The organism is Sporosarcina gallistercoris, assembly GCF_014836415.1.
Taxonomy (GTDB): domain Bacteria; phylum Bacillota; class Bacilli; order Bacillales_A; family Planococcaceae; genus Sporosarcina; species Sporosarcina gallistercoris.
The window spans coordinates 380881-400957 of record NZ_JACSQY010000002.1 but is presented as its reverse complement, the minus strand read 5'-3'; the positions used below and the strand labels follow the sequence as shown (position 1 = coordinate 400957).

Here is a 20077-nt window from a genome sequence, read left to right as displayed (position 1 = left end):
ACGCTAGATTATCTAACGCCAATTGAGTACCGATTAGAGACCTTATAAAAATTGTCCGATTTAATGTTGACAAGCCATATTCAAGAAAAAAGTAACGGGACAGGCTTCCTCGCTTAATATGCAGAGAAAGCAGTTCGGATGCAATTGCTTAGATAGTAGGCGCCCTATAGAGCTAAAGATGGATTCGTTTAATGATATTTTACTTAATAATTATGTATTGATGTGATACATGACAATAAGCATCCATTTGCGAATTAGATAATAACCGACGCGAGATTATTAGGTGTCCTCGAGTATAAGCAAAAATAAAAAGGATGTCTCGACTAAAGAGACATCCTTTTGTGGTGAGATTATTTTGTAAAGTTATCGAAGTAACCCTTAATATAGACAATAGGAGTTCCTTTATCTCCACTTCCTGAAGTTAAATCAGATAAAGATCCAATTAGATCAGTTAGTTTACGAGGGGTAGTACCTTGTGCTTCCATTGAACCTACTAGGTCTTCTTTTTTATTTTGGATGAATTCAGTAATAGCTTGATTTAACTCTTCACCATGAAGATGAGAGAAGTTATTATCTGCCAAGTATTTTAGTTTCACTTCGTTTGGTGTGCCGTCCAGTCCAGTTGTATAAGCCGGTGATACTACTGGATCCGCAAGTTCCCAAATCTTTCCGACAGGATCTTTAAATGCTCCATCGCCATACACCATTACTTCCACAGTTTTACCCGTTAATTCTTTAAGTTTAGCTTGAATTCCATCCACGACGGGTTGGCAGTTGTTCGGAAATAGCTTGATACTGTCTTCCGTTGCTTTGTTTGAACCAAGTAGCCCATATGCTTCGTTATATCCACTGCCGTTGACGGATTTTGAAAGAACATCGTCGAGGCCATATACTTTTTCAGCACCATTGTTTGTCAAAATGCGTTTTGTTCTTACACGTGAGTGAATATCACAAGTTAAAACGCTCTTTGTATAGTCCAGAATTGTTTTTGGATTGTTGGAGAAGATCACTTCACAAGTTGCCCCTTCAGCCTCAATCAAGGATTTGTAGTATTCGATGTAATCCACACCTGTGAAAGTGTGTTTTCCATATCCGAAATGTTCGCGGAACTGGGCTTCGGTTAATACATCCGTCCATGGATTAATGCCTTTCGCATCTAGCTCATCAATGTCTACCAGGTGATTCCCCACTTCATCAGAAGGATAGCTTAACATTAAGACTATCTTTTTTGCGCCTTTTGCAATTCCTCTCAAGCAATTTGCAAATCGGTTACGACTAAGAATCGGGAAAATGACACCAATTGTATCATCACCGAATTTAGTTTCTATATCCGTTGCTATATCATCAATTGTCGCATAGTTTCCCTGCGCACGAGCAACAATGGATTCAGTAATTGTTACAATATCGCGATCCTCTATCGAAAAGCCTTCGAGCTTTGCTGCTTTTAATACGGTTTCAACAGTGATTTGTTCCATATTGTCACCTTGGTTGATGATGGGACTGCGAAGCCCACGAACTACTGTTCCAACGGCTCTTGTCAATGTAATCTCTCCTCAAATCGAGTGTATTTAATATTATGATGTCCATTTGTTTAAACATTATATGTTTACTATACCGTTACAAAGTGATATAAGTAAAATTAATATTCATTATATCGGGTATAAGGAGAGATTATATGATAGGAAAATTGGATTTGTACCGTATATTTAACGTTGTTAGCTCCAATAAAAGTTTTTCAAAAGCGGCACAAGAACTATACATGACACAACCCGCTGTTAGCCAAGCAATCTCAAAGTTGGAGAAGGAATTGGACATTCTACTGTTCCATCGAACGTCAAAGGGAGTAGTATTAACAAATGAAGGAAAACTGCTGAATGAGCATATTAAGTCCGCACTAGGGATCATAAACGCCGCAGAAGACAAATTGTTAGAATTTAAAACATTAAAGACTGGACACTTACGAATCGGAGTGGGTGACACCATCTCTCGTTATTTCCTATTACCTTATTTAGAACAATTCCATAAGGGATACCCAGGGATCAAATTAAATATATTAAATGGCACGACAACAGAAATTAGTGACTTGATCAAATCAGGAAAGGTAGATATTGGTGTGTGTAATTTACCAATGGATGAAGAAAACCTACAAGTTATACCCTGCAAGGAAATCCAAGATATCTTTGTCTGTGGAGAAAAATATAAATCTCTTACGGAAAAACCGGTTAGTTTTGAGTATTTAATGAAAATGCCACTCATCTTTTTGGAAAAGAAATCGAATTCACGATTGTTTGTGGAACACTTCTTTGAAAAAAAAGGTTTTAAATTTTCTCCTGTATTTGAATTAGGATCATTTGATTTGGTCTTAGAGTTTGCAAAAATAAATTTAGGGATTTCATGTGTGATTAAAGAGTTTTCACAGAGTTATTTAGAAAGTGGAGAATTATACGAGATCCAGCTAGTAGAGGAAATTCCAAAGAGGGTTATTGGCCTATGTTATTTAGAGAATGTCCCATTGACGCGTGCGGCAAAATCATTTATCGAGCTTGTAAAATAATGCATGCAGTTAAATCTGCATAGTTACATGCAGTACGCTGAACCGTAACATAAGTAAATAGTATTTGAACAACAATCACCTAACGTGTTGGGAACTTAACACGTTAGGTGATTGTTGTTTTAGTTAAACCTTACATACATCCGTCTCTATAATCATTCCACTTTACAAGTCCCCCAAAAAATACCTGACAGCATGACAACTAGACGGGAATTAAAATCCATCACCATCACTCGAAGATCCAGCAGTGCGATAGTTATTAAAAATAAGAACCAACAATTGCTCGCGTTTGTTTTTTTGATGCCGATTCATAACCCGATACATATAGTAGCAGTAAATTAGGAGGATCACATGAAAGGAGAAGATCGATTTGAACGAATCACTACTTACTTCCCTTAGAAAAGGCGGATTCATACTATACGCTAAACATGGGGAAGCGAACGTTGGAGAAGATTTACCCTATCTCAACTTTCAAGACTGCTCTACCCAAAGAAATCTTTCTGAAAAGGGAAGAAGGCAGGCTAATTACTATGGAGAGATTCTTCGATACTTACAAATACCGATTCAAGTCCCTGTTCCCGCAAGCCCCTTCTGCCGGGCAATCGAAACAGCACAGTTAGCATTTGGAAGTGGCAATGTTCAAGTCAATCCATTCTGGTTTGAGATCTATAGGTTGAGTGGAAATTTACCTAGCAGCTATAGACAAAAAACTTTGAGTGATTTAAAGGCTATTTTGGAAACACTTCCTGTAGAGGGGAAAAACACGGTGATTGTTGCGCACAGTTTCCCGGAAGGGGTGGGACTAGGCGTAATACCTGATATGGGCACAGTTATTATAAAGCCTAAAGGGAAAGGAAATGGTTATGAAGTTGTTCGTCAATTACCTTTAGCAGAGTGGAGTAAATTAGATAGTTAGAAGAAGGTTCATTACCAGAAAAGCAGAGGTATTTGGATTTTGTATTAAGGAATAAAGAGAAAAAACTCTTCAATACTTTAAGAGTTTACTATATCCTTACATCAATTTAGTATAAGAATTTCAATAAAAAATCGCATTTATACTAGTTACAGGGAACCGTACTGTAAGAAAAATAATCTACATCATCGACTAACTTATGAAATTGATAACAAGTTCGTACATTAATTCATGAAAAGCAGTATACTACTAAGAACTGTACAAATACGAAAGGTTTAAGGTGATGACAATGAATGCAAACGATATACTAACCAGACTCCGATATGCACTCGACATAAAAGATGCAGAAATGGTGGAGATTTTCGCACTGGGCGGAATCGAAACAACGAAAGCGGAAGTCCAGGACATGCTGTCGAAGTCAAAAAACAGTCCGGATGGTGCGGCGGCTGACGAAGAATATGTCAAAATGATCGACAACAAAACATTAGAATCTTTCTTAAACGGGTGTGTCACATTAAAAAGAGGGCCTCAAGAAGAAACGCCGGAGACCGTCAAAAATCAGTTTTTAATGAGAGACGACAATAGAAACATGAATAATATTTTGCTCAAGAAGTTGAAAATTGCCCTGTCCCTTACGAGTGAAGAGATGATTGATATTTTACATGACGCAGGAGTCACGGTGTCAAAGAGTGAATTGAGTGCAGTACTGCGTAAAGAAGGTCACCGCAACTATAAAGAGTGCGGCGATCGATACGCGAGAAACTTCTTAAAAGGGTTGGCACACATCTATCGAGCATGATTCCTACGAGAAAAGGCAGACTCCAAATTTATCGGAGCCTGCCTTTTCTCTCTGCCTTGCAGAACATATGACAGCGTATACCTGATAAGCTATAATCATGAAGGTTGCAGCCACCTTTCAACAAGAGAGGGGAGTCTCTTTGATTTCATTACATAATGTCAGTAAAAGTTTCACAGGTGTACCCGTCATCCAATCCATTTCACTCTCGATCGCTCGAGGCGATATCCATGGCATTATCGGAGCGAGTGGTTCGGGAAAGTCGACGTTGTTGCGACTCATGAACTTGTTGGAAACGCCTGATGCAGGGGATGTAGAAGTGAACGGCCAAAAGCTGACCGCTCTCAACACGAAGCAACTTCGGCAAGCTCGTAAATCCATCGGAATGATTTTTCAACACTTCAATTTAGTGGCCAATAAAACCGTTTACGAAAATGTAGTGGTCGCGTTGGAGCTCGCCAAGTATCCGAAAGCTGAACTTCGCAAACGGGTTATGGACTGTCTGCAATTTGTTGGACTTGAAAGCTTCCAAGCCAAGTATCCAGCGCAGCTGAGTGGCGGTCAAAAGCAACGGGTTGCCATTGCGAGAGCGCTTGCGAATCATCCACACGTATTGTTATGTGATGAACCCACATCCTCACTTGACCCTCATACGACTGCAGAAATCCTCAGAGTGTTAGCAGATATCAATCAAAGGCTCGGGGTCACCATTGTCCTGGTGAGCCATGAGATGGACGTCATTAAAAGTATCTGCAACCGCGTCACTGTGCTGACAGATGGCACCATTCATGACACGGTAGCCATTACACCGAGAGGCATTCAAGAAACGGTAAATACTGCGGTTCATCTTGTGGAACGTCTCAAGGAAGATGGTGATCGCGATGCCTGACGTACTCATTCAATACCAAGCTGAAATTTGGCAGGCGATTGGAGAAACGTTCATCATGGTGGGGACTTCCATCTTGGCGGCCATTTTAATAGGGTTGCCTGTAGGAACCTTGTTATTCATTTGCCGGAGAGGGCAGGCTTTTGAAAATCAGATGGTCTTTACCATCGTCAACTTATTCGTAAATGTAGTCCGTTCCTTTCCGTTTTTATTGTTAGTGGTCTTTCTAATTCCTTTTACCCGGCTTCTGATTGGAACGGCAATCGGTACCGCAGCTGCCACTGTGCCCCTTTCAATTATCGCCATTGCCCATTATTCAAGATTAGTGGAACAAGCGCTCTTGGATGTGCCAAAAGGCGTCATAGAAGCAGCAATCTCTATGGGAGCTTCCATGAAAGAACTCATCTTTAAATTTCTTTACGTGGAAGCCCGTTCAGGATTGGTCCTCGGTCTCACAACGTCCATTATTAGCTTCATCTCCTATTCCACGATCATGGGAGTGGTTGGAGGCGGTGGAATCGGTGATTTTGCAATTCGTTATGGGTATCAGCAGTTCAAGACAGATTTAATGATCTATATGATTGTGATCATGATCATTTTGGTGCAGCTCATCCAGTTTACGGGGACGACTGTATCCAGATGGATCGACAAAAGATAAAGAGATAGGAGAACATCATGAAAAAAATTCTTTTAATCCTCACGTTAAGTATTCTTCTTGTAGTAGCCGGGTGTAACAAATCTGATTCTGCCAAGGAACCTGAAAAAGCTCCAGCAAAAGAAGATGACGTCGTCACATTGAAAGTCGCTTCACTCATCCCCCCGATGACGGAAATCCTGGAACTCGTGAAACCGACTCTTGCAGAGCAAGGTATTGACCTTAAAATCGTCGTGCTAGGCGATAATGTTCAACCGAACAGTGCTCTTGCCGCAAAAGAAGTAGACGCAAACTTCTTCCAACACGTACCGTACATGGAAGAGTTCAATCGCAACAACGATGCGAATTTAGTTCCAATAACACCGATCTATTTTGCCAATTACGGTGTCTATTCAAAAGAATACGACTCCATGGAACAATTACCGAAGGGTGCGAGTATTGCAATCGCAAATGACATTTCAAATATTGACCGCTCGTTAGCCCTGTTAGCTCAGCAAGACATCATCACATTAAAAGAAAAAAAGGGACCGTACTATACAAAAGCGGATATCTTAGAGAATCCGAAGAATTACGAGTTCAAAGAAGTGGATTTACTGATGCTTGCAAGAATGTATGATGACGCAGATGCCGTCATCATGACACCTGCTTATGCAGCACCACTGAACCTGACGCCGAAAAGTGATGCACTTCTAACGGAAGGTGTCGAAAATGATTTTGCCATTACGTTAATTGCCCGTGAAGACAATGCAGACTCGGAGTCAATCCAAAAGCTATCCAAGGCGATGACTTCCGATGAGGTGCGTAAGTTTTTAGAAGACAACTACGATGAAACAGCAATTCCAGCATTTTAAGAAAAAAGGCTTTAAGAACAGGAACACACCTGTCTCTTAAAGCCTTTTTCTATGCTTCTGTCATGCCATTATCTTGTCGTCAATTTCACGGATGAATGAATTCAAAATGTGGATCTGTTCTTCCAGCTTCTCTTTATGCTGGAACAGAATCGCTTTCGTATTCACATCTTCATAAGCACCATGGATATGTGAGAGGTTCTCTCGGATATCCTCAATTGACATGCCAAGATGCCGGAAACACCTGATTAGATTCAGGATTTCAATGTCTTTATCATCAAACGTCCGGTTTCCTTGAGCGTTTCTTGTGATCGCAGGGATGAGCTGGATCTTTTCATAGTATCTGATTGTGCTGGATGGCACTTGAGCTAGTGTGCTTGCTTGTTGAATGGGATACATGGAGCAACCTCCTTGACTTAAAGTTAGGTTTAACCTTTAAGGTTGATTCTATCAGACAAAGAGGAGTGAATGGAATGAAAAAGATTTTAGTCGTCGTTACGAATGTGTCCAAGTATCCGAATCTTGAACGAGCTACAGGGTTATGGCTGGGTGAAGCAGTACACTTTGTAGATGTCATGCAAAAAGAAGGACATGAAATTGATTATGTAAGCCCTAAAGGCGGATATACACCGATTGACCCGCACAGTCTGCAAGCAGATCAGATGTCGGAGCTCGACTGGCAGTATTACGAAGACCAGACGTTCATGAATAAGTTGGGTACGACATTGGCGGCAGCTGAGGTGAATGCGGCAGAGTACGACGCAATCTACTATACGGGCGGACACGGGGTCATGTGGGATTATCCAGAAGATGCACACTTGCAAAACATCGCAAGTACCATCTACCAAAAGGGTGGAGTCGTTTCTGCAGTGTGCCATGGCTCTGCAGGTTTAGTGAATATTAAAGATGCAACAGGTGAGCCGCTGATTGCGAATAAGAAAGTTTCAGGCTTTACCAACACAGAAGAAGCCGCACTAGGTTTAGAGAACATCGTACCATTTTTAACAGAGGATGCACTCGTCAGCCAGGGGGCAAACTATGTGAAAGGTGATGACTGGGCTGCATTTGCTGTTGCAGATCATCGCGTCGTTACTGGACAGAACCCGGCATCCGGCGGCGCGGTCGCAGCTGAAGTATTGTCCGTTTTTAATTCAACTAACTAACAGGAAACGTATTCGCTATAAGCAGGAGCAAAGCTATGATCCATCTTCATAGCTTTGCTTTTTTATTTTCGGATGAAAGCCTCCGATATCGAAGCTAGCGAGCCAACTACTAAAAGGACCCTCCAGTCATCAGTGTTCACTGACTTTCCGGAGAGTCCTTTTATAGATTGCCCTGTTCAATTTGTCGAATGGCTTCTTCCAGCCAATGAATTGTATGGTCTGACTTGGTGGTGAAATATCCAACGAGCAAATCATTGAGGTTTTCACTTTTTTCGTCTCTGGGGGACGTATTGTCAAAGTTCATGATCCGTTCCCAATGAGCTTTATAATTCGTTAACTTTTCTTTTAAGAGCGTCACAACTATTTCAGAATCCACATATTTGATATTTGCTAAAGCGATGACCATGTCATTGAGGTCATTTGCACTTTTAAATAATTTGTAAATCTTATTAGGAAGCTCTTCACGGCCTTTAGCCGTAATCGCGAATACTTGTTTGTCAGGCCGGTGTTCTTCTTTGATGATTTCAACGGGTTCAATTAAACCTTGTTTTGACAGAGCATCGAAGTGATAGTAGAGCTTACTCTCTGTAATCCCACCTAATTCGTCCAATGGTATGGGTTCGGACATTTGTTTTTTCAGCTCATAAGGATAGGTTTTTCCTACCATTAGTTTGCTTAATATAAACACTTGAATGCTCATTCACAATGCCCCTTTAATAAGAATAATTCTTCTTATTATAACATGGTTAAGACAACACTTTAGTGATTTCTTCTATTTCAGTCCTTGCTGCGGACTTCTCGGACGGTTTGGACTTGTTAACGGTCGCAACGATGATGATATTGATGATCATTGCACCTAAACCGACTGCAGCTAGTGACCAAAGGAATGGACTTGCACTAATACTTCCGTAAAGATCCGCTACGTAACCCTGTACGGAGTAATACATAGGTGTGATATGGCTTGCCCATTCATATGGTGCGTACATCATATCACGCGAGATGACTGCCCCATTCGCTAACGTTTGGACGAAGATAAGGGGAATGTTGAGAATCATACCAGCGGGTCCGAGTAAGAAAATCAGAATCGCTGTGAAATTGAAACTTGCCATGTAAATAAGGGTTTGATGCCCGACTATACTCATGAACAGGCTTCCGCTCGGCTCATTCACTAAATAGGTGATTCCTGTCGCAGCCAAGGAGGATAACACGGCGATCAAAAGAGCAGTCAATTGAAGATAGATGAACAACCGGGTTTTGCTAGCTTTTCCGCGGCTCTCTTTAAAGGCATCCACTAATTGCATGGAACCGATCATCGCCCCAATGTAACTCGCCATTGTCAGGAACATAGGAAGCATATTATTATGCATGCCATCAGGAATCTTATTGATGGTCACTACATTTCCTACATAAGCAGTTTCAATTTTTTCGGCTAATTCAGAAGCCTGCTTTTCTGGCACATTGAAGTTCATTAATACGCTCTGAGCAGTTTGCTGAGAGAATTGCTGACTGAGCTGGTTATTGATTTCCGCAACAACGGATTTCATAGAAGAAGAAATGACTGTGGCTCCTGCATCATTAATTGTAAAGTCAATACTGGACGAGGTCTCACCGTTTTGCATATCCGCAGAAAATGATTCGGGAATGTGTACGACTAAGGCTAAATCATTTTTCTCCAATTCTTTTAAAGCCTTCTTATTCGTGATATCTGTCTCTACTTTTTTAAAAGGTAAATTCTTTTGCAGTTGCTCTGCAATCGTTGCTCCATATTCACCCGCGTCATCATTGACGATGGCAATCGGTAATTTATCAATATTTCTTGGAATTGCCGTATAACCAGGTAAGAAAATTCCCAGCATGGCAATTGCATAGAATACGCCCATGATGATGGCGGCAATTGAACCTCTCGTTTTTAGAAACTGTGTGAATTTCATGTTTTTTCCTCTTTCCAATTCAAAATACACTTTAACAATTCGACTTTCATAAAAGTACTTTGTTTAAAGTATCTCATCATTTTATTCTTTTTCCTTAAGAAGTCAACTGATTTGTTTGGCGGAGGATCTGATAGGATTTGTAGAACATGAGATGTGGAAACTTTATAGTGAAAGTGCAAGCCGACGGTAAAATGAGTCCAGTCTATCTTGAACGGTACTCAGCGCAACAACTATCATATGATTAAACTAGCTACACCGTATACTGGTATTTGGGAGTGATGAAATTGAATGAGTACATCCAGCACATGATTGATTGGATAGAGGACAGGTTAAAAGAGGAGTTCTCTTTAGAGGGGTTAGCAAATCATATGGGGTATTCTCCCTACTACTGCTCTTTTAAGTTTCATCAGGTCACCGGTATCAGTATGAGACGTTACATTTTGCTGCGAAGATTATATTTGTCTACGGAAGATTTAGTAATGAATCGCAAAATCATCGATATTGCTGTCGACTATAACTATTCATCGCAAGAAGCGTATAGCAGGGCTTTTAAATCCGTGTTTGGTATCAGTCCAAGTGAGTTTCAACGTCGTCAAATGCCAGTTCAATCCATTGCCAAGCTTATAACGTATTCAGAAGGGGGAGGAAATCGTATGACTGCTCAAAGAGACACGGAAGTTGCACATTTGCAAAGTGAAAAAAGTGAATTATTTGACCGGGATGTACTGAATATTTTAAACGGACAGGTCATGTACGAGGAGTTCAAAAGTAAAAAACTGATGGGGAATTCCGATTATGCCCCATTCAATGAAGCGATGTGTGTCCATGAAACGACAACTCCAATTTTCGATTCAACGTTCATCCAAACACGGGCTTTTGGTCATGATGTTTCTCTTGAAAGTTACATTGGCAAAGTGATCCAGCCATTAACGGTACTTAATCAAAAAAACTATAACTATATAGTTTTATGGTTTGGTGAAGATCTGTTTTGTCAGATGAATCTTCTAACCGTTCTTGCGTATCTTGAGCAGTTGGAGTATAAAGGTACGGTGTTTTTAAATAGTTTCAGGGAAGACGAATTTAAAGTAACTCAAACGGAACTAGCTTTAGGCAGCTATCATTCAATCTATGAAAATGTACTCATAAACCATAAAAAGCCAAGTCATCAAGTGATGCCCCTGATGTACCAGTCAATCGAGTTATATCTAGAAATGCAAACAGAGAACAATCCGGTCACTAAATACATCTCAAAAAATAGACAGCTGTCTCAATCGGAATTGCTTAAGAAATTATTTGAGGTCTTTCCGATGATCGGGTATGGAGATACACAATATATGGAGCTGATCAATAAAGTAAGGTAGATGTACAGGAATGTCCTTGTATAGCAGAAGCAGTTATCATGTAGAGTACAGCTTTGGAGTGGAATACTTAAACCGTCAGCGCTTGAAAAAACAAACTATACAAACAGGTGATAGCCAATGTACCGGAAAATAATCGACGCACATATCCACTTAGATATGTATGCGGATACTGAACGTCTTCAAATTCTAAATGAGTTAGAACAAGCGTCTGTTGAATCACTGATTGCTGTCTCAAACAATTTAGCCTCTTCACTTAGGCAATTGGAATTTGCCCGAATGGACCGTCGGGTAAAACCAGCTATCGGATATCATCCAGAACAGTCCTTGCCAAGTAAAAGTGAGCTTGAAGGGATTATGCAACTGATTGATGCCAATCGGGACGTTCTCGTTGCAATAGGAGAAGTCGGTCTTCCATATTATTTGCAACAGGAGGAACCCGAGATGGATGTGGCGCCATATGTGGTTCTGCTAGAGCGTTTTATGCAAAAGGCTGTAGCGTGTGATTTACCCATTGTCCTGCATGCCGTTTACCAAGATGCGGAGCTCGTATGTGACCTGCTGGAAAGCTATCACATCACACAAGCGCATTTCCATTGGTTTAAAGGGGATGACGCAGTTCTTGAGCGTATGCTTCGGAATGGATATGTTCTATCGGTTACGCCCGATGTCACGTATGAACAAGAGATTCAACATATAGTCAAACAGACTCCACTCTCACAGTTAATGGTGGAAACGGATGGACCTTGGCCATTTAAAGGCCATTTTGCAAAGAAAATGACGCATCCCTCCATGATGCACCATAGTATTCACACCATTGCGGATATTAAAGGAATAAGCTTAGAAGAGACCTATCTCCAAATCTACGAGACAACCCGAAAGTTTTATCGGTTGTAAGGGCGCAGTACGAAGCAACATATTATATTATCCACCTATTGAAAGTGAGGAATGGGACGTACTCTTTAAATGGTGCGTCCTTTTTGATTTTAAAATCTGTGCGTTAAATGAATAGATATTATAGAAGATAACTGAATTCAAGATATAATGCGATTTTTCAATAAGACTAAAGGTGATATTTAAATATAAAATAGCTCTTTACATAGTTCAATAGTATGTATATATTTAAATGCGGGGGATAGTCATTAGTTACTATAATTACCCAGTGACGAATAGCGTTTCCTGAAAATTACATAAGAGGTGTACAGGTTGAAAAATTTTGGGCAGTTAAATAGTATTAGAAAGAAAATTTTGCTAGGATTTGCAATTGCGATTGTGTTCACGTCAATATATAGTGTTTTTATGTATATAACGAACGAAAAAACAAATGCTTCTTTGGATCAGGTCATCAATGAAGAATTACAGTTATTAAGTGCCTATGAAAAGATGTCTTCGTCTATCTCTGTCAGGATTTCTGCCGTGAGAGGATATATAATTTTAGGAAATTCCTCTTTTAAAGAGACATTCAAAGAGTATACCGAAATCGGTATTGAAAACGAAAACACGATTAGAAGTATAGAAGAAAATAGTGAATTTGATGCGCTAATCGAGCGAACGGTGAAGTGGCGTAAGCAAGTTGACGCTCAAGTTTTCGACGTATACGACAAGGGAAATAAAGATCAGGCGATTCAAAACGCGTCCAGTCTAAGTAATGAAAGTACTGAGATTCGTCTTGGATATGAAGCATTAGCGGATAAAAATCAAAAAAAGATCGAGCAAATGGGTAAAGAAATACAACAGGCAGGAGAAAAAGCTTCACATATCGGTACGATACTCTCTATTATTATTACAATTATTTCTATTATAATTGCCATTATTACAGCAAGAGTTATCTCAAACCCTATAAAACAAGTTGCTGAGCGAATGAAATTAATTGCGGGTGGAGACATTAGCCACGAGCATCTTATGACAAATGCGCGCGATGAAATCGGTCTTCTTGTGGATGCAACAAATGACATGCAAACAAAAATGAATACAATTCTGCGTCAAATTAATAGCGTTTCGAATACCGTTTTATCACATAGTGAAGAGTTGACTCAATCTGCTAATGAAGTAAAGACAGGATCTACTCAGATTGCAATGACGATGCAGGAACTGTCAACAGCGGCTGAAACACAAGCGAGCAGTGCTAGCGACCTAGTGTCTATCATGGATTCCTTTGCGACAAAGATTTTTGAAACCAACGAGAGCGGGACTACCGTTCAGAAGTATTCTCAAGAAGTGATTGGGATGACTCAAGATGGCGTTGAGATGATTGCATTCTCTACAAAACAAATGGAGAAAATCAATGATCTTGTTCAAGAATCGGTTCAAAAAGTTGAAGGATTAGACAGTCAATCCCAAGAAATTTCCAAGTTAGTTACAGTGATTAACGATATAGCAGCCCAAACAAATCTACTAGCACTAAATGCCGCAATAGAAGCGGCTAGGGCGGGAGAACAGGGACGTGGATTTGCAGTAGTTGCAGATGAAGTGCGTAAATTGGCAGAGCAAGTTTCTCATTCTGTAACCGATATCTCAGGTATTGTAGAACGAATCCAAGGTGAGACGAAAGGTGTTTCGGATGCACTTGCTGACGGTTATAAAGAGGTGGAGCAAGGTACCGAACAACTCCAATTGACAAAAGGAACCTTCAATAAAATTAGTGAGGCCGTTCTCAAAATGGATGAAAATATAAAAACTGTAGGGACCAATCTGAATGATATAGTAGGAAGTACTAAAGAGATCAACCATACAGTGGACGATATCGCTGCAGTGTCTGAAGAAGCGGCGGCGGGTGTAGAACAAGCCTCAGCTTCCGTTCAACAAACTGCGAGCTCGATGGAAGAAGTGGCCAGTAGTTCAGCTGAACTTGCTCAACTATCTGAAGAGCTGAATGGATTGGCACATCAATTCAAACTTTAATTATACTGAACACGGGATCATTTCACTTTGATGATCTCGTGTTTTTTTGTAGAAGATGTTTTTATCTCACATACGTACGTGAAGTAAGTTGAAAAAGGCTTGAAACGCCTCCTAATGCGTTTCTTTAATTATTCACCTGCTAATGATACGATAACGTTATGAGAAAGCATGGAGGTGTAGAAACTGTATGTTTTTGGAGGATATGAAGAAACAACTAGATGGCAATGAGTCACTGTTCATTGGTGAAGATACTGCATTCCGCGCTGCAGTATTAGTGCCGCTTGTTCATGAATCAGGTGAGTGGCATGTAGTTTTTGAGAGACGTTCTCTGACAATGCGTAAACAGCCGGGAGATAGCAGTTTTCCAGGAGGTCGAATTGACTTGGCAGATGCTTCGCCGATGGAGGCTGCATTGCGGGAAACCCATGAAGAATTAGGAATCGATCCAGACACCATCAATGTCATTGGAAAGTTGAGTCCATATATTGCATCTCCTTCGTTTGTCGTCTATCCCTTTGTGGCGGTGTGCGACTATCGTGAAATTATCCATTCTTTTAATAAGGAAGAAGTCGAGGAAGTCTTTGCGATTCCGTTGAAGTGGTTACTCGAGCATGAACCCGTTCTGCACAGAGTCCCCGTTCAACCGGCACCCTTGCCGGACTTCCCGTTCGATAAGATCTACAATGGTCAGCAGTACCAATGGGGAACGCGTTCACAGGAAGAGTGGTTTTATGAATATGGAGAATATATTGTTTGGGGATTGACAGCTCGCATATTAAAACATTTTATCGATTTGATTAAATAGGATTTTATCTCACTTAAAGGAGTCATGAAAATGAGAGAAAAGAAGTCATGGCCTGTAAAGATCCTGATAGGAATCGCAGCGTTACTGCTAATTGCAGTAGCTGGATTTTTCATCTTTGTCAGCACTTCTTATGAGGCAATTCCATCTGCAAAGAAAAGTTTACAATCCGATGATCAGTTGATCGTTAAAGAAGAAGGGAATATTCTGTTTGAACCGGTTTCTGAAGCACGCGATATCGGTTTCATTTTCTATCCGGGTGCGAAGGTAGAAGCACCAGCTTATGCGAAGATGGCAAAGGAAATTGCTGCGAAGGGATATCCTGTGCTCCTTGCAGATCTCCCATTTAACTTAGCGATCCTTTCTCCCGACCGTGCGGATGAGATTATTAGCGACCATCCAGAGATAAAAAGATGGGTCATTGGCGGTCACTCATTAGGGGGTGTGATGGCGGCGGATTATGCGCTGGAGCATGAGGAAATAGAAGGACTCGTCTTGCTTGCATCCTATCCTCAAAGTAAAACGGATTTAAGTGACTCCTCGTTGAAAGTGTTGTCTTTATGGGGAAGCAATGATAAAGTTGCTGATTTGGAAAAAGTGAAAGGCGCAAAATCGATGATGCCAAGCGATGCTGAATTCATCGGAATTGAAGGTGGGAATCACGGCGGATTTGGAGAGTACGGTCATCAGAAGGGTGATGGAGAAACTTCACTGTCAGGAGACCAACAAATTCAGGACACCGTCAAATACGTCGTGGAATTCTTAGGGAAATTGAACGAGTGAAGAGGATTCTGCGGACGTTAACGTAAAAAACTGCATGCAGAAAGTTCTTCCACATGCAGGGGAATCTTCAGTTATGAACATAATACAACGATTTGGTAAGGTGTCGTCTGCGCAGGGATACTTCGAGTGGTTGCGCCGTATACGACAAGCAAATCTCGGTTGGCCAGATTTCCTGTGAAAGGCTGCCCGTTTTTCAGTACGACTTTAGTAGCTGGATTCATATTCAACTGTAGCGTGTGATCACTGCTCACTAATTGCTCATCAAAATGATCCACTTTCACAAATTGACCAGACGTATTTTTATACATGATCACCGCATTGTATTGTGGTGGGAAGATGAGCGGAGCCGGAGCATTCCCATCGTAAAATCCAGTCACCTGATCCCCGACGGATACCACTTCTTGATCGACAAAGTAAGTGGTCGGAGCCACTACGAAATTCACTGCGTTTCCATAACCGTTATCGACAGACATGAGCTTGTAACAACCTACTTCGTTGTACTGTCCGATTGAAAAGTCATTGATGGCAGTCACGATGCCTGTAAAGGCTTGATAGTTCATCATCCCGATTCCTCCTACTATATGATTGAGTTACGTTTACATAGAGTATGCCCGCTTTCCAACTTAGTGAATCTGAGGATACGAATAGTACTGTAAAAGAGTAAGCCGGTTGCGGCTTGCTCTTTTTTAGAAAAAATTTTGAAATGGCTGTATACCTTTTGCGAATTCGATTGTTATATAGAAGAGAGGAGCTTAGCGGACCCATGACAGAAGAAGACCTATTATCGATGCTATACAAAGATAAATATTTGTTTATCCAAAACTACTTGATGAAGCTCGGTTCCTCTCTCCAAGATGCCGAGGATATTGCACAGAACACATTTACGAAAGCCATCGTCAATAATATCCACACTACGATGGAGAATCCGATTTCTTGGCTATTCCGTGTTGCAAGAAACGAATACTTTACGTTATGCAAAAAGAATAATCGGGAAATTACGATGTACATCGAGCCAGATGGAATTGAGCAATTGCTTTCGACAGAAAATGGCGAGTCCATTTTACTCGGTAAAGAAAGCAGAGTAGCCATTCAGCACGTGTTAGGTGAGTTAACTCCTGCTTTTAGTAATTTACTGTTGTTTAAATATGAATTTGAAATGTCTTATGAACAGATCGCATCACTGCTCGATATGAAAGTTGATACGGTCAAAACTTCTTTGTACAGGGCACGCATTGCATTCAAGAAAAAATGGAGTGAACACGATGAAAAATACTGAGAACGATCTCGATGCAATCTTTAATCATGATGATTCAACCAATCTGTTTAAACAAGCAAAACGGAAGAACATTCAACAGAACGTGTTCATCAATCTAATTCTAGTACTTTCAACAGTTGCTTTGCTAGTCATCATCAAGTGGTGGATCACCCCCTATCTTTTGACTCAAGATACAGCAAAAGTGGAAACCTATTATACGGTGTTCGGAGCAAATATGTATGTTGGTCAATGGCAAGAACACCCGAAGTTACTAGGATCGAGTGCGACTGCTCCAGTTTACAAGTTAGTAGATGGCATCCCTGTCGAACTGAAAACCGTTCAGCACAAAAATAATACAGTAGATGCGTTCGTTTACAGTGATCATGGAGTGTTTCGAACGAATGGGCAGAAGGTGATGACGTTCATGCATCCAAATGTGATGTATAAGGAATACAACAAAGACTTAACATCCCTTCAAGAGGATACGTTGTATGAAGTGGCGCTGTCCTTTAGCAGATCCTTCACTCCCGAAGAACTTGAAAGCCAATTCCCTGAATCACTAACGCCTTCTTGGCTATGGCTTGATGTGTTTGACGAAAATGGAGTGAAGGCCATGCAAAAAGAACAACCGATTTTCACTGAGGATGAAGTTGTCGGTATTTCTACTGTAGATCAAAGTGGAGCACTTATTGAAAATCCTGCAGCACACTTTCAAGAGGATTTGAAGCTTTCGATTTCCAAAAATCGAGGAACAGATAAAGAGAAATTGATGCAAGTTAAAGAAGCAATTGATCGTGAATCTCCAGAAGTCATTGGCGCTGTCGTAACAGGATCAGCAAAGGATTTACAACAATTAAAACAACTCGACTTCGTAAAAAATATAACAATCGGAGCAAGTGTACACAACTAGAGGAGGAACAGGCATGTCCAAAACAGTTCGAAAAGTCATCTTCATCATCGCAGCACTTGCAGTTAATATAAGTGCTTTGAGTATCATATCCTTCTTATTATTTGGAGCAACTTCCATCATTTCAATAGATGCATTGCTCGGTTTGTTGTTGCTTATTGCATCTAACATTCCTGTCATCATCCTTTATCGAGCTATGAAGAATGAGAGGGAAACTAGTTATTTAACGGCATTGCTTGGGGCAATTGGCGTTTGCATCGCATTCATCATATTAGTGAATATCTGGACACTCACAGTTCCAATCGTTATTTTCAGTGCCAGTATTCTAATTGCATTGGTTTTCAATATTCGTAAATGAGACGCTTATCGTTCCAAATAGAATTAAGAAATCCCCCGAAATGTGTAACTCTACATTTCGGAGGATTTCTTGTACTCCTGAATGTTTATAGGGCTTCCAATGTAACTTCAATGTTATCTCGCGTCGCTTTCGAGTAAGGGCAGACCTTGTGAGCTTTTTCGACTAACTCTTGTAACTGGTCTTTTTCAATGCCTGTCCCTTTCACTTGCAACTTCACCGCTAACTTGAAGCCTTGGTCTGCTTCGTCTTTTTGAAGGCTGACGTTTGCAGTGACTTCAGAGTCGAATTTCACTTTTTCTTTGCCTGCAACCAATTGCAGCGCGCTGTCAAAGCATGCTGCATAGCCCGCCGCAAACAATTGCTCAGGGTTGGTGGAGTTCTCCAATTTTTTAGCTCTAGGAGTTCCAGGCATCGCCGTGTCAAAACTCACGACATTATCCGAGGATTGAACGTGCCCTTCTCGTCCGCCGTTTGCAGTTGCAGTCGCTGTGAATAGTGTTTCTGACATGATATCACTTCTCCTCATCATCTATTTAGTACTATAGTCAATGTTTACCCTGTATCCAATTTTTTAAGCAAAGGAAACAGATAGGTATTGTAGAAGTCTCATTCAAGTCGTCAAGAACGCTCAAGATTACTTTCATGTACCCAACTATTGTTATAATGGAAGAGTGTCAAAAGCGAGTCGTGAACTTTGAAAGCTCTAAGTTGGATGTGAGCTAAGGCAGATTCCAAACAATCGATCTTATAGATAGAAAGCAGGGACTTTATATGAATAAAAAAGACATTGCTGAAATTCGCAAGCAATTTAAAGTAGATACGGATTTACTCATGATTACAGATATCTATAATGTTTACGTTCGCCAGGAAAGTGATGAGATCTATCACGAGGAGAGCCAAGCATTCGGATTGATGGAGCGGGAGCAGCAAGAGTTGTTTTTAGCTAACTTCAAAAAAGTGCTAGGCGGAAAGCTCGCCATGAAGTTATTCGAGGTTCGATTTGCGGAAGTAAAAGAAGGGCAGACAGATAATACTCAACAGCTTTTATATGCGGGACTCCATACAAAAGAAGCGGATGACTGGAAAGAGAACATGCAGTTGATCGCCCAGAAAATGGTCAAGGATACTCAGTACGAAAAAGATTTGGTCATTACGTTCATTCGTGGGAAGTATTATAAGCCGACGAAAAAGAACTTGGAAGAGTTGGAAATGGCTGAAGGGGACGAGGCGTATACAACACCTTTCATTCTTTGCAGCATGAACCATACCGAACTGCCGAAGAGTTCACTCGTGTTCGACTTTGTCGGACGTGAGTTTAAGTCCAGCGAGATGACGGACCCTGTCGTCAAACTGGCTTCGCCTGTAGGAGGGTTTCTGTTCCCTTGTTTCACGGACAATGCAGCAGATGTGAATCACATTTTGTATGCTGCGGGCAAGGCGAACAAACCGGATTACCGATTTATCGAGAACGTGTTAGATGGTGAGGAAATCATGACAGCTGAAGATGACAAAGCGGTCTTTGAAGAAATCGTCAAGCACGTCGTAGGAGATGAAGTCAATACCAAAATGTTGTCCAACGTCTACGATGAACTCAACCGAATGACGACTGTTGAAGACGAGGGTGAAGATGAGGATTACGTTCCGACATTGGATACAAAAGAACTGGAACGCGTATTGAAATTGAGTGGGGCAGAAGACGTTGATACCGAAAAAGTGCAGCAGGCATTCCAATCTGTAGTTGACGATGAATCCTATGAGTTGAAAGCGAGCCATGTGGTACCAAGTTATACCTCGAAATCGATCAAAATCAGCACGAAAGTCGCAAATATATCAATCAGTCCCCAAGATTTAAAATATGTGAAACAAGTCAATTACAACGGCAAACGCTGTCTTTTGATCGAGGTGGAAGAAGATACGATGATCGAAGGGTTTACGTTGATGGAAGAAGAGTTGTTTGAGTCTTAAATCGG

Annotated in this window: 22 protein-coding genes; 16 read left to right on the top strand and 6 right to left on the bottom strand. The window is 40.8% G+C overall.

From position 1 onward, the window contains the following. Positions 1 to 350 precede the first annotated feature (350 nt). Positions 351 to 1541, bottom strand: a complete 1191-nt coding sequence (locus tag H9659_RS05285) for a coenzyme F420-0:L-glutamate ligase (protein WP_191688870.1) — start codon at positions 1539 to 1541, stop codon at positions 351 to 353. A 134-nt stretch (positions 1542 to 1675) separates the two neighbouring features. Between H9659_RS05285 and H9659_RS05280 the strand changes: the two genes are divergently transcribed. The 6 genes from H9659_RS05280 (at position 1676) to H9659_RS05255 (ending at position 6652) form a co-directional block, all read left to right on the top strand. After that, on the top strand, positions 1676 to 2554 hold the full coding sequence (locus H9659_RS05280) for a LysR family transcriptional regulator (protein WP_191688869.1): 879 nt from the start codon (positions 1676 to 1678) through the stop codon (positions 2552 to 2554). A 367-nt stretch (positions 2555 to 2921) separates the two neighbouring features. Next, entirely contained in the window at positions 2922 to 3467 is a 546-nt protein-coding gene (locus H9659_RS05275; protein ID WP_191688868.1) for a histidine phosphatase family protein, read from the top strand. Positions 3468 to 3747: 280 nt separating this feature from the next. Continuing rightward, positions 3748 to 4263 carry a YehS family protein gene (locus H9659_RS05270; RefSeq protein ID WP_191688867.1) on the top strand — a complete coding sequence of 172 codons (516 nt, stop codon included), beginning with the start codon at positions 3748 to 3750 and terminating at the stop codon, positions 4261 to 4263. A gap of 139 nt (positions 4264 to 4402) precedes the next feature. Continuing rightward, positions 4403 to 5149 carry a methionine ABC transporter ATP-binding protein gene (locus H9659_RS05265; protein ID WP_191688866.1) on the top strand — a complete coding sequence of 249 codons (747 nt, stop codon included), beginning with the start codon at positions 4403 to 4405 and terminating at the stop codon, positions 5147 to 5149. Then, a complete protein-coding gene (locus tag H9659_RS05260) occupies positions 5142 to 5804 on the top strand; it encodes a methionine ABC transporter permease (RefSeq protein ID WP_191688911.1) in 663 nt (220 codons plus the stop codon). Before H9659_RS05265 ends, H9659_RS05260 begins: the two co-directional genes overlap by 8 nt. 17 nt (positions 5805 to 5821) lie before the next feature. Next, entirely contained in the window at positions 5822 to 6652 is an 831-nt protein-coding gene (locus H9659_RS05255) for a MetQ/NlpA family ABC transporter substrate-binding protein (RefSeq protein ID WP_191688865.1), read from the top strand. 60 nt (positions 6653 to 6712) lie between these two features. Here the strand turns inward: H9659_RS05255 and H9659_RS05250 are convergent, their stop codons facing one another. After that, positions 6713 to 7048 carry a MerR family transcriptional regulator gene (locus H9659_RS05250; protein WP_191688864.1) on the bottom strand — a complete coding sequence of 112 codons (336 nt, stop codon included), beginning with the start codon at positions 7046 to 7048 and terminating at the stop codon, positions 6713 to 6715. Positions 7049 to 7122: 74 nt separating this feature from the next. On the opposite strand from H9659_RS05250, the gene H9659_RS05245 reads away from it, so the two are divergent. Beyond that, positions 7123 to 7812, top strand: a complete 690-nt coding sequence (locus H9659_RS05245; protein ID WP_191688863.1) for a type 1 glutamine amidotransferase domain-containing protein — start codon at positions 7123 to 7125, stop codon at positions 7810 to 7812. A 160-nt stretch (positions 7813 to 7972) separates the two neighbouring features. On the opposite strand, the gene H9659_RS05240 is transcribed toward H9659_RS05245, so the two are convergent. Together H9659_RS05240 and H9659_RS05235 are read right to left on the bottom strand one after the other, a co-directional pair. After that, positions 7973 to 8512 carry a PadR family transcriptional regulator gene (locus H9659_RS05240; RefSeq protein WP_191688862.1) on the bottom strand — a complete coding sequence of 180 codons (540 nt, stop codon included), beginning with the start codon at positions 8510 to 8512 and terminating at the stop codon, positions 7973 to 7975. Between the two features lie 46 nt (positions 8513 to 8558). After that, entirely contained in the window at positions 8559 to 9743 is a 1185-nt protein-coding gene (locus tag H9659_RS05235; protein ID WP_191688861.1) for a YhgE/Pip domain-containing protein, read from the bottom strand. Positions 9744 to 10027: 284 nt separating this feature from the next. Between H9659_RS05235 and H9659_RS05230 the strand changes: the two genes are divergently transcribed. From H9659_RS05230 to H9659_RS05210, 5 genes are all read left to right on the top strand, one after another. After that, complete coding sequence (locus tag H9659_RS05230; RefSeq protein ID WP_191688860.1) at positions 10028 to 11104, top strand: helix-turn-helix transcriptional regulator; 1077 nt, start codon at positions 10028 to 10030, stop codon at positions 11102 to 11104. A gap of 117 nt (positions 11105 to 11221) precedes the next feature. Continuing rightward, entirely contained in the window at positions 11222 to 11998 is a 777-nt protein-coding gene (locus tag H9659_RS05225) for a TatD family hydrolase (protein ID WP_191688859.1), read from the top strand. A 309-nt stretch (positions 11999 to 12307) separates the two neighbouring features. Then, on the top strand, positions 12308 to 14002 hold the full coding sequence (locus H9659_RS05220; protein ID WP_191688858.1) for a methyl-accepting chemotaxis protein: 1695 nt from the start codon (positions 12308 to 12310) through the stop codon (positions 14000 to 14002). A gap of 187 nt (positions 14003 to 14189) precedes the next feature. Continuing rightward, positions 14190 to 14807 (top strand): NUDIX hydrolase, encoded by a 618-nt coding sequence (locus H9659_RS05215; protein WP_191688857.1) that lies wholly within the window; start codon positions 14190 to 14192, stop codon positions 14805 to 14807. A gap of 30 nt (positions 14808 to 14837) precedes the next feature. Continuing rightward, complete coding sequence (locus tag H9659_RS05210; protein WP_191688856.1) at positions 14838 to 15587, top strand: alpha/beta family hydrolase; 750 nt, start codon at positions 14838 to 14840, stop codon at positions 15585 to 15587. Between the two features lie 71 nt (positions 15588 to 15658). Here H9659_RS05210 and H9659_RS05205 read toward each other — a convergent pair whose 3' ends face one another. Then, complete coding sequence (locus tag H9659_RS05205) at positions 15659 to 16150, bottom strand: hypothetical protein (protein WP_191688855.1); 492 nt, start codon at positions 16148 to 16150, stop codon at positions 15659 to 15661. 200 nt (positions 16151 to 16350) lie between these two features. On the opposite strand from H9659_RS05205, the gene H9659_RS05200 reads away from it, so the two are divergent. The 3 genes from H9659_RS05200 to H9659_RS05190 are packed head-to-tail and all read left to right on the top strand — an operon-like array spanning position 16351 to position 18107. Continuing rightward, positions 16351 to 16863, top strand: a complete 513-nt coding sequence (locus H9659_RS05200) for an RNA polymerase sigma factor (protein ID WP_191688854.1) — start codon at positions 16351 to 16353, stop codon at positions 16861 to 16863. Continuing rightward, positions 16850 to 17752 carry an anti sigma factor C-terminal domain-containing protein gene (locus H9659_RS05195; RefSeq protein ID WP_191688853.1) on the top strand — a complete coding sequence of 301 codons (903 nt, stop codon included), beginning with the start codon at positions 16850 to 16852 and terminating at the stop codon, positions 17750 to 17752. Before H9659_RS05200 ends, H9659_RS05195 begins: the two co-directional genes overlap by 14 nt. 13 nt (positions 17753 to 17765) lie before the next feature. Further along, positions 17766 to 18107, top strand: coding sequence for a hypothetical protein (locus H9659_RS05190; RefSeq protein WP_191688852.1), 342 nt, complete (start codon positions 17766 to 17768; stop codon positions 18105 to 18107). Positions 18108 to 18192: 85 nt separating this feature from the next. On the opposite strand, the gene H9659_RS05185 is transcribed toward H9659_RS05190, so the two are convergent. Then, positions 18193 to 18615 (bottom strand): organic hydroperoxide resistance protein, encoded by a 423-nt coding sequence (locus tag H9659_RS05185; RefSeq protein ID WP_191688851.1) that lies wholly within the window; start codon positions 18613 to 18615, stop codon positions 18193 to 18195. Between the two features lie 263 nt (positions 18616 to 18878). Here H9659_RS05185 and H9659_RS05180 point away from each other — a divergent pair, with 263 nt between their 5' ends. Next, entirely contained in the window at positions 18879 to 20072 is a 1194-nt protein-coding gene (locus tag H9659_RS05180; RefSeq protein WP_191688850.1) for a DUF4317 domain-containing protein, read from the top strand. Positions 20073 to 20077: the final 5 nt, after the last annotated feature.

Bases quoted from the DNA above. Each gene is read 5' to 3' on its own strand.
- H9659_RS05235 (WP_191688861.1), bottom strand. From the start codon at position 9,743: ATGAAATTCACACAGTTTCTAAAAACGAGAGGTTCAATTGCCGCCATC.
- H9659_RS05185 (WP_191688851.1), bottom strand. From the start codon at position 18,615: ATGTCAGAAACACTATTCACAGCGACTGCAACTGCAAACGGCGGACGA.
- H9659_RS05270 (WP_191688867.1), top strand. From the start codon at position 3,748: ATGACAATGAATGCAAACGATATACTAACCAGACTCCGATATGCACTC.
- H9659_RS05250 (WP_191688864.1), bottom strand. From the start codon at position 7,048: ATGTATCCCATTCAACAAGCAAGCACACTAGCTCAAGTGCCATCCAGC.
- H9659_RS05225 (WP_191688859.1), top strand. From the start codon at position 11,222: ATGTACCGGAAAATAATCGACGCACATATCCACTTAGATATGTATGCG.
- H9659_RS05245 (WP_191688863.1), top strand. From the start codon at position 7,123: ATGAAAAAGATTTTAGTCGTCGTTACGAATGTGTCCAAGTATCCGAAT.
- H9659_RS05215 (WP_191688857.1), top strand. From the start codon at position 14,190: ATGTTTTTGGAGGATATGAAGAAACAACTAGATGGCAATGAGTCACTG.
- H9659_RS05205 (WP_191688855.1), bottom strand. From the start codon at position 16,150: ATGATGAACTATCAAGCCTTTACAGGCATCGTGACTGCCATCAATGAC.
- H9659_RS05240 (WP_191688862.1), bottom strand. From the start codon at position 8,512: ATGAGCATTCAAGTGTTTATATTAAGCAAACTAATGGTAGGAAAAACC.
- H9659_RS05280 (WP_191688869.1), top strand. From the start codon at position 1,676: ATGATAGGAAAATTGGATTTGTACCGTATATTTAACGTTGTTAGCTCC.
- H9659_RS05195 (WP_191688853.1), top strand. From the start codon at position 16,850: ATGAAAAATACTGAGAACGATCTCGATGCAATCTTTAATCATGATGAT.
- H9659_RS05180 (WP_191688850.1), top strand. From the start codon at position 18,879: ATGAATAAAAAAGACATTGCTGAAATTCGCAAGCAATTTAAAGTAGAT.
- H9659_RS05260 (WP_191688911.1), top strand. From the start codon at position 5,142: ATGCCTGACGTACTCATTCAATACCAAGCTGAAATTTGGCAGGCGATT.
- H9659_RS05200 (WP_191688854.1), top strand. From the start codon at position 16,351: ATGACAGAAGAAGACCTATTATCGATGCTATACAAAGATAAATATTTG.
- H9659_RS05210 (WP_191688856.1), top strand. From the start codon at position 14,838: ATGAGAGAAAAGAAGTCATGGCCTGTAAAGATCCTGATAGGAATCGCA.
- H9659_RS05190 (WP_191688852.1), top strand. From the start codon at position 17,766: ATGTCCAAAACAGTTCGAAAAGTCATCTTCATCATCGCAGCACTTGCA.
- H9659_RS05255 (WP_191688865.1), top strand. From the start codon at position 5,822: ATGAAAAAAATTCTTTTAATCCTCACGTTAAGTATTCTTCTTGTAGTA.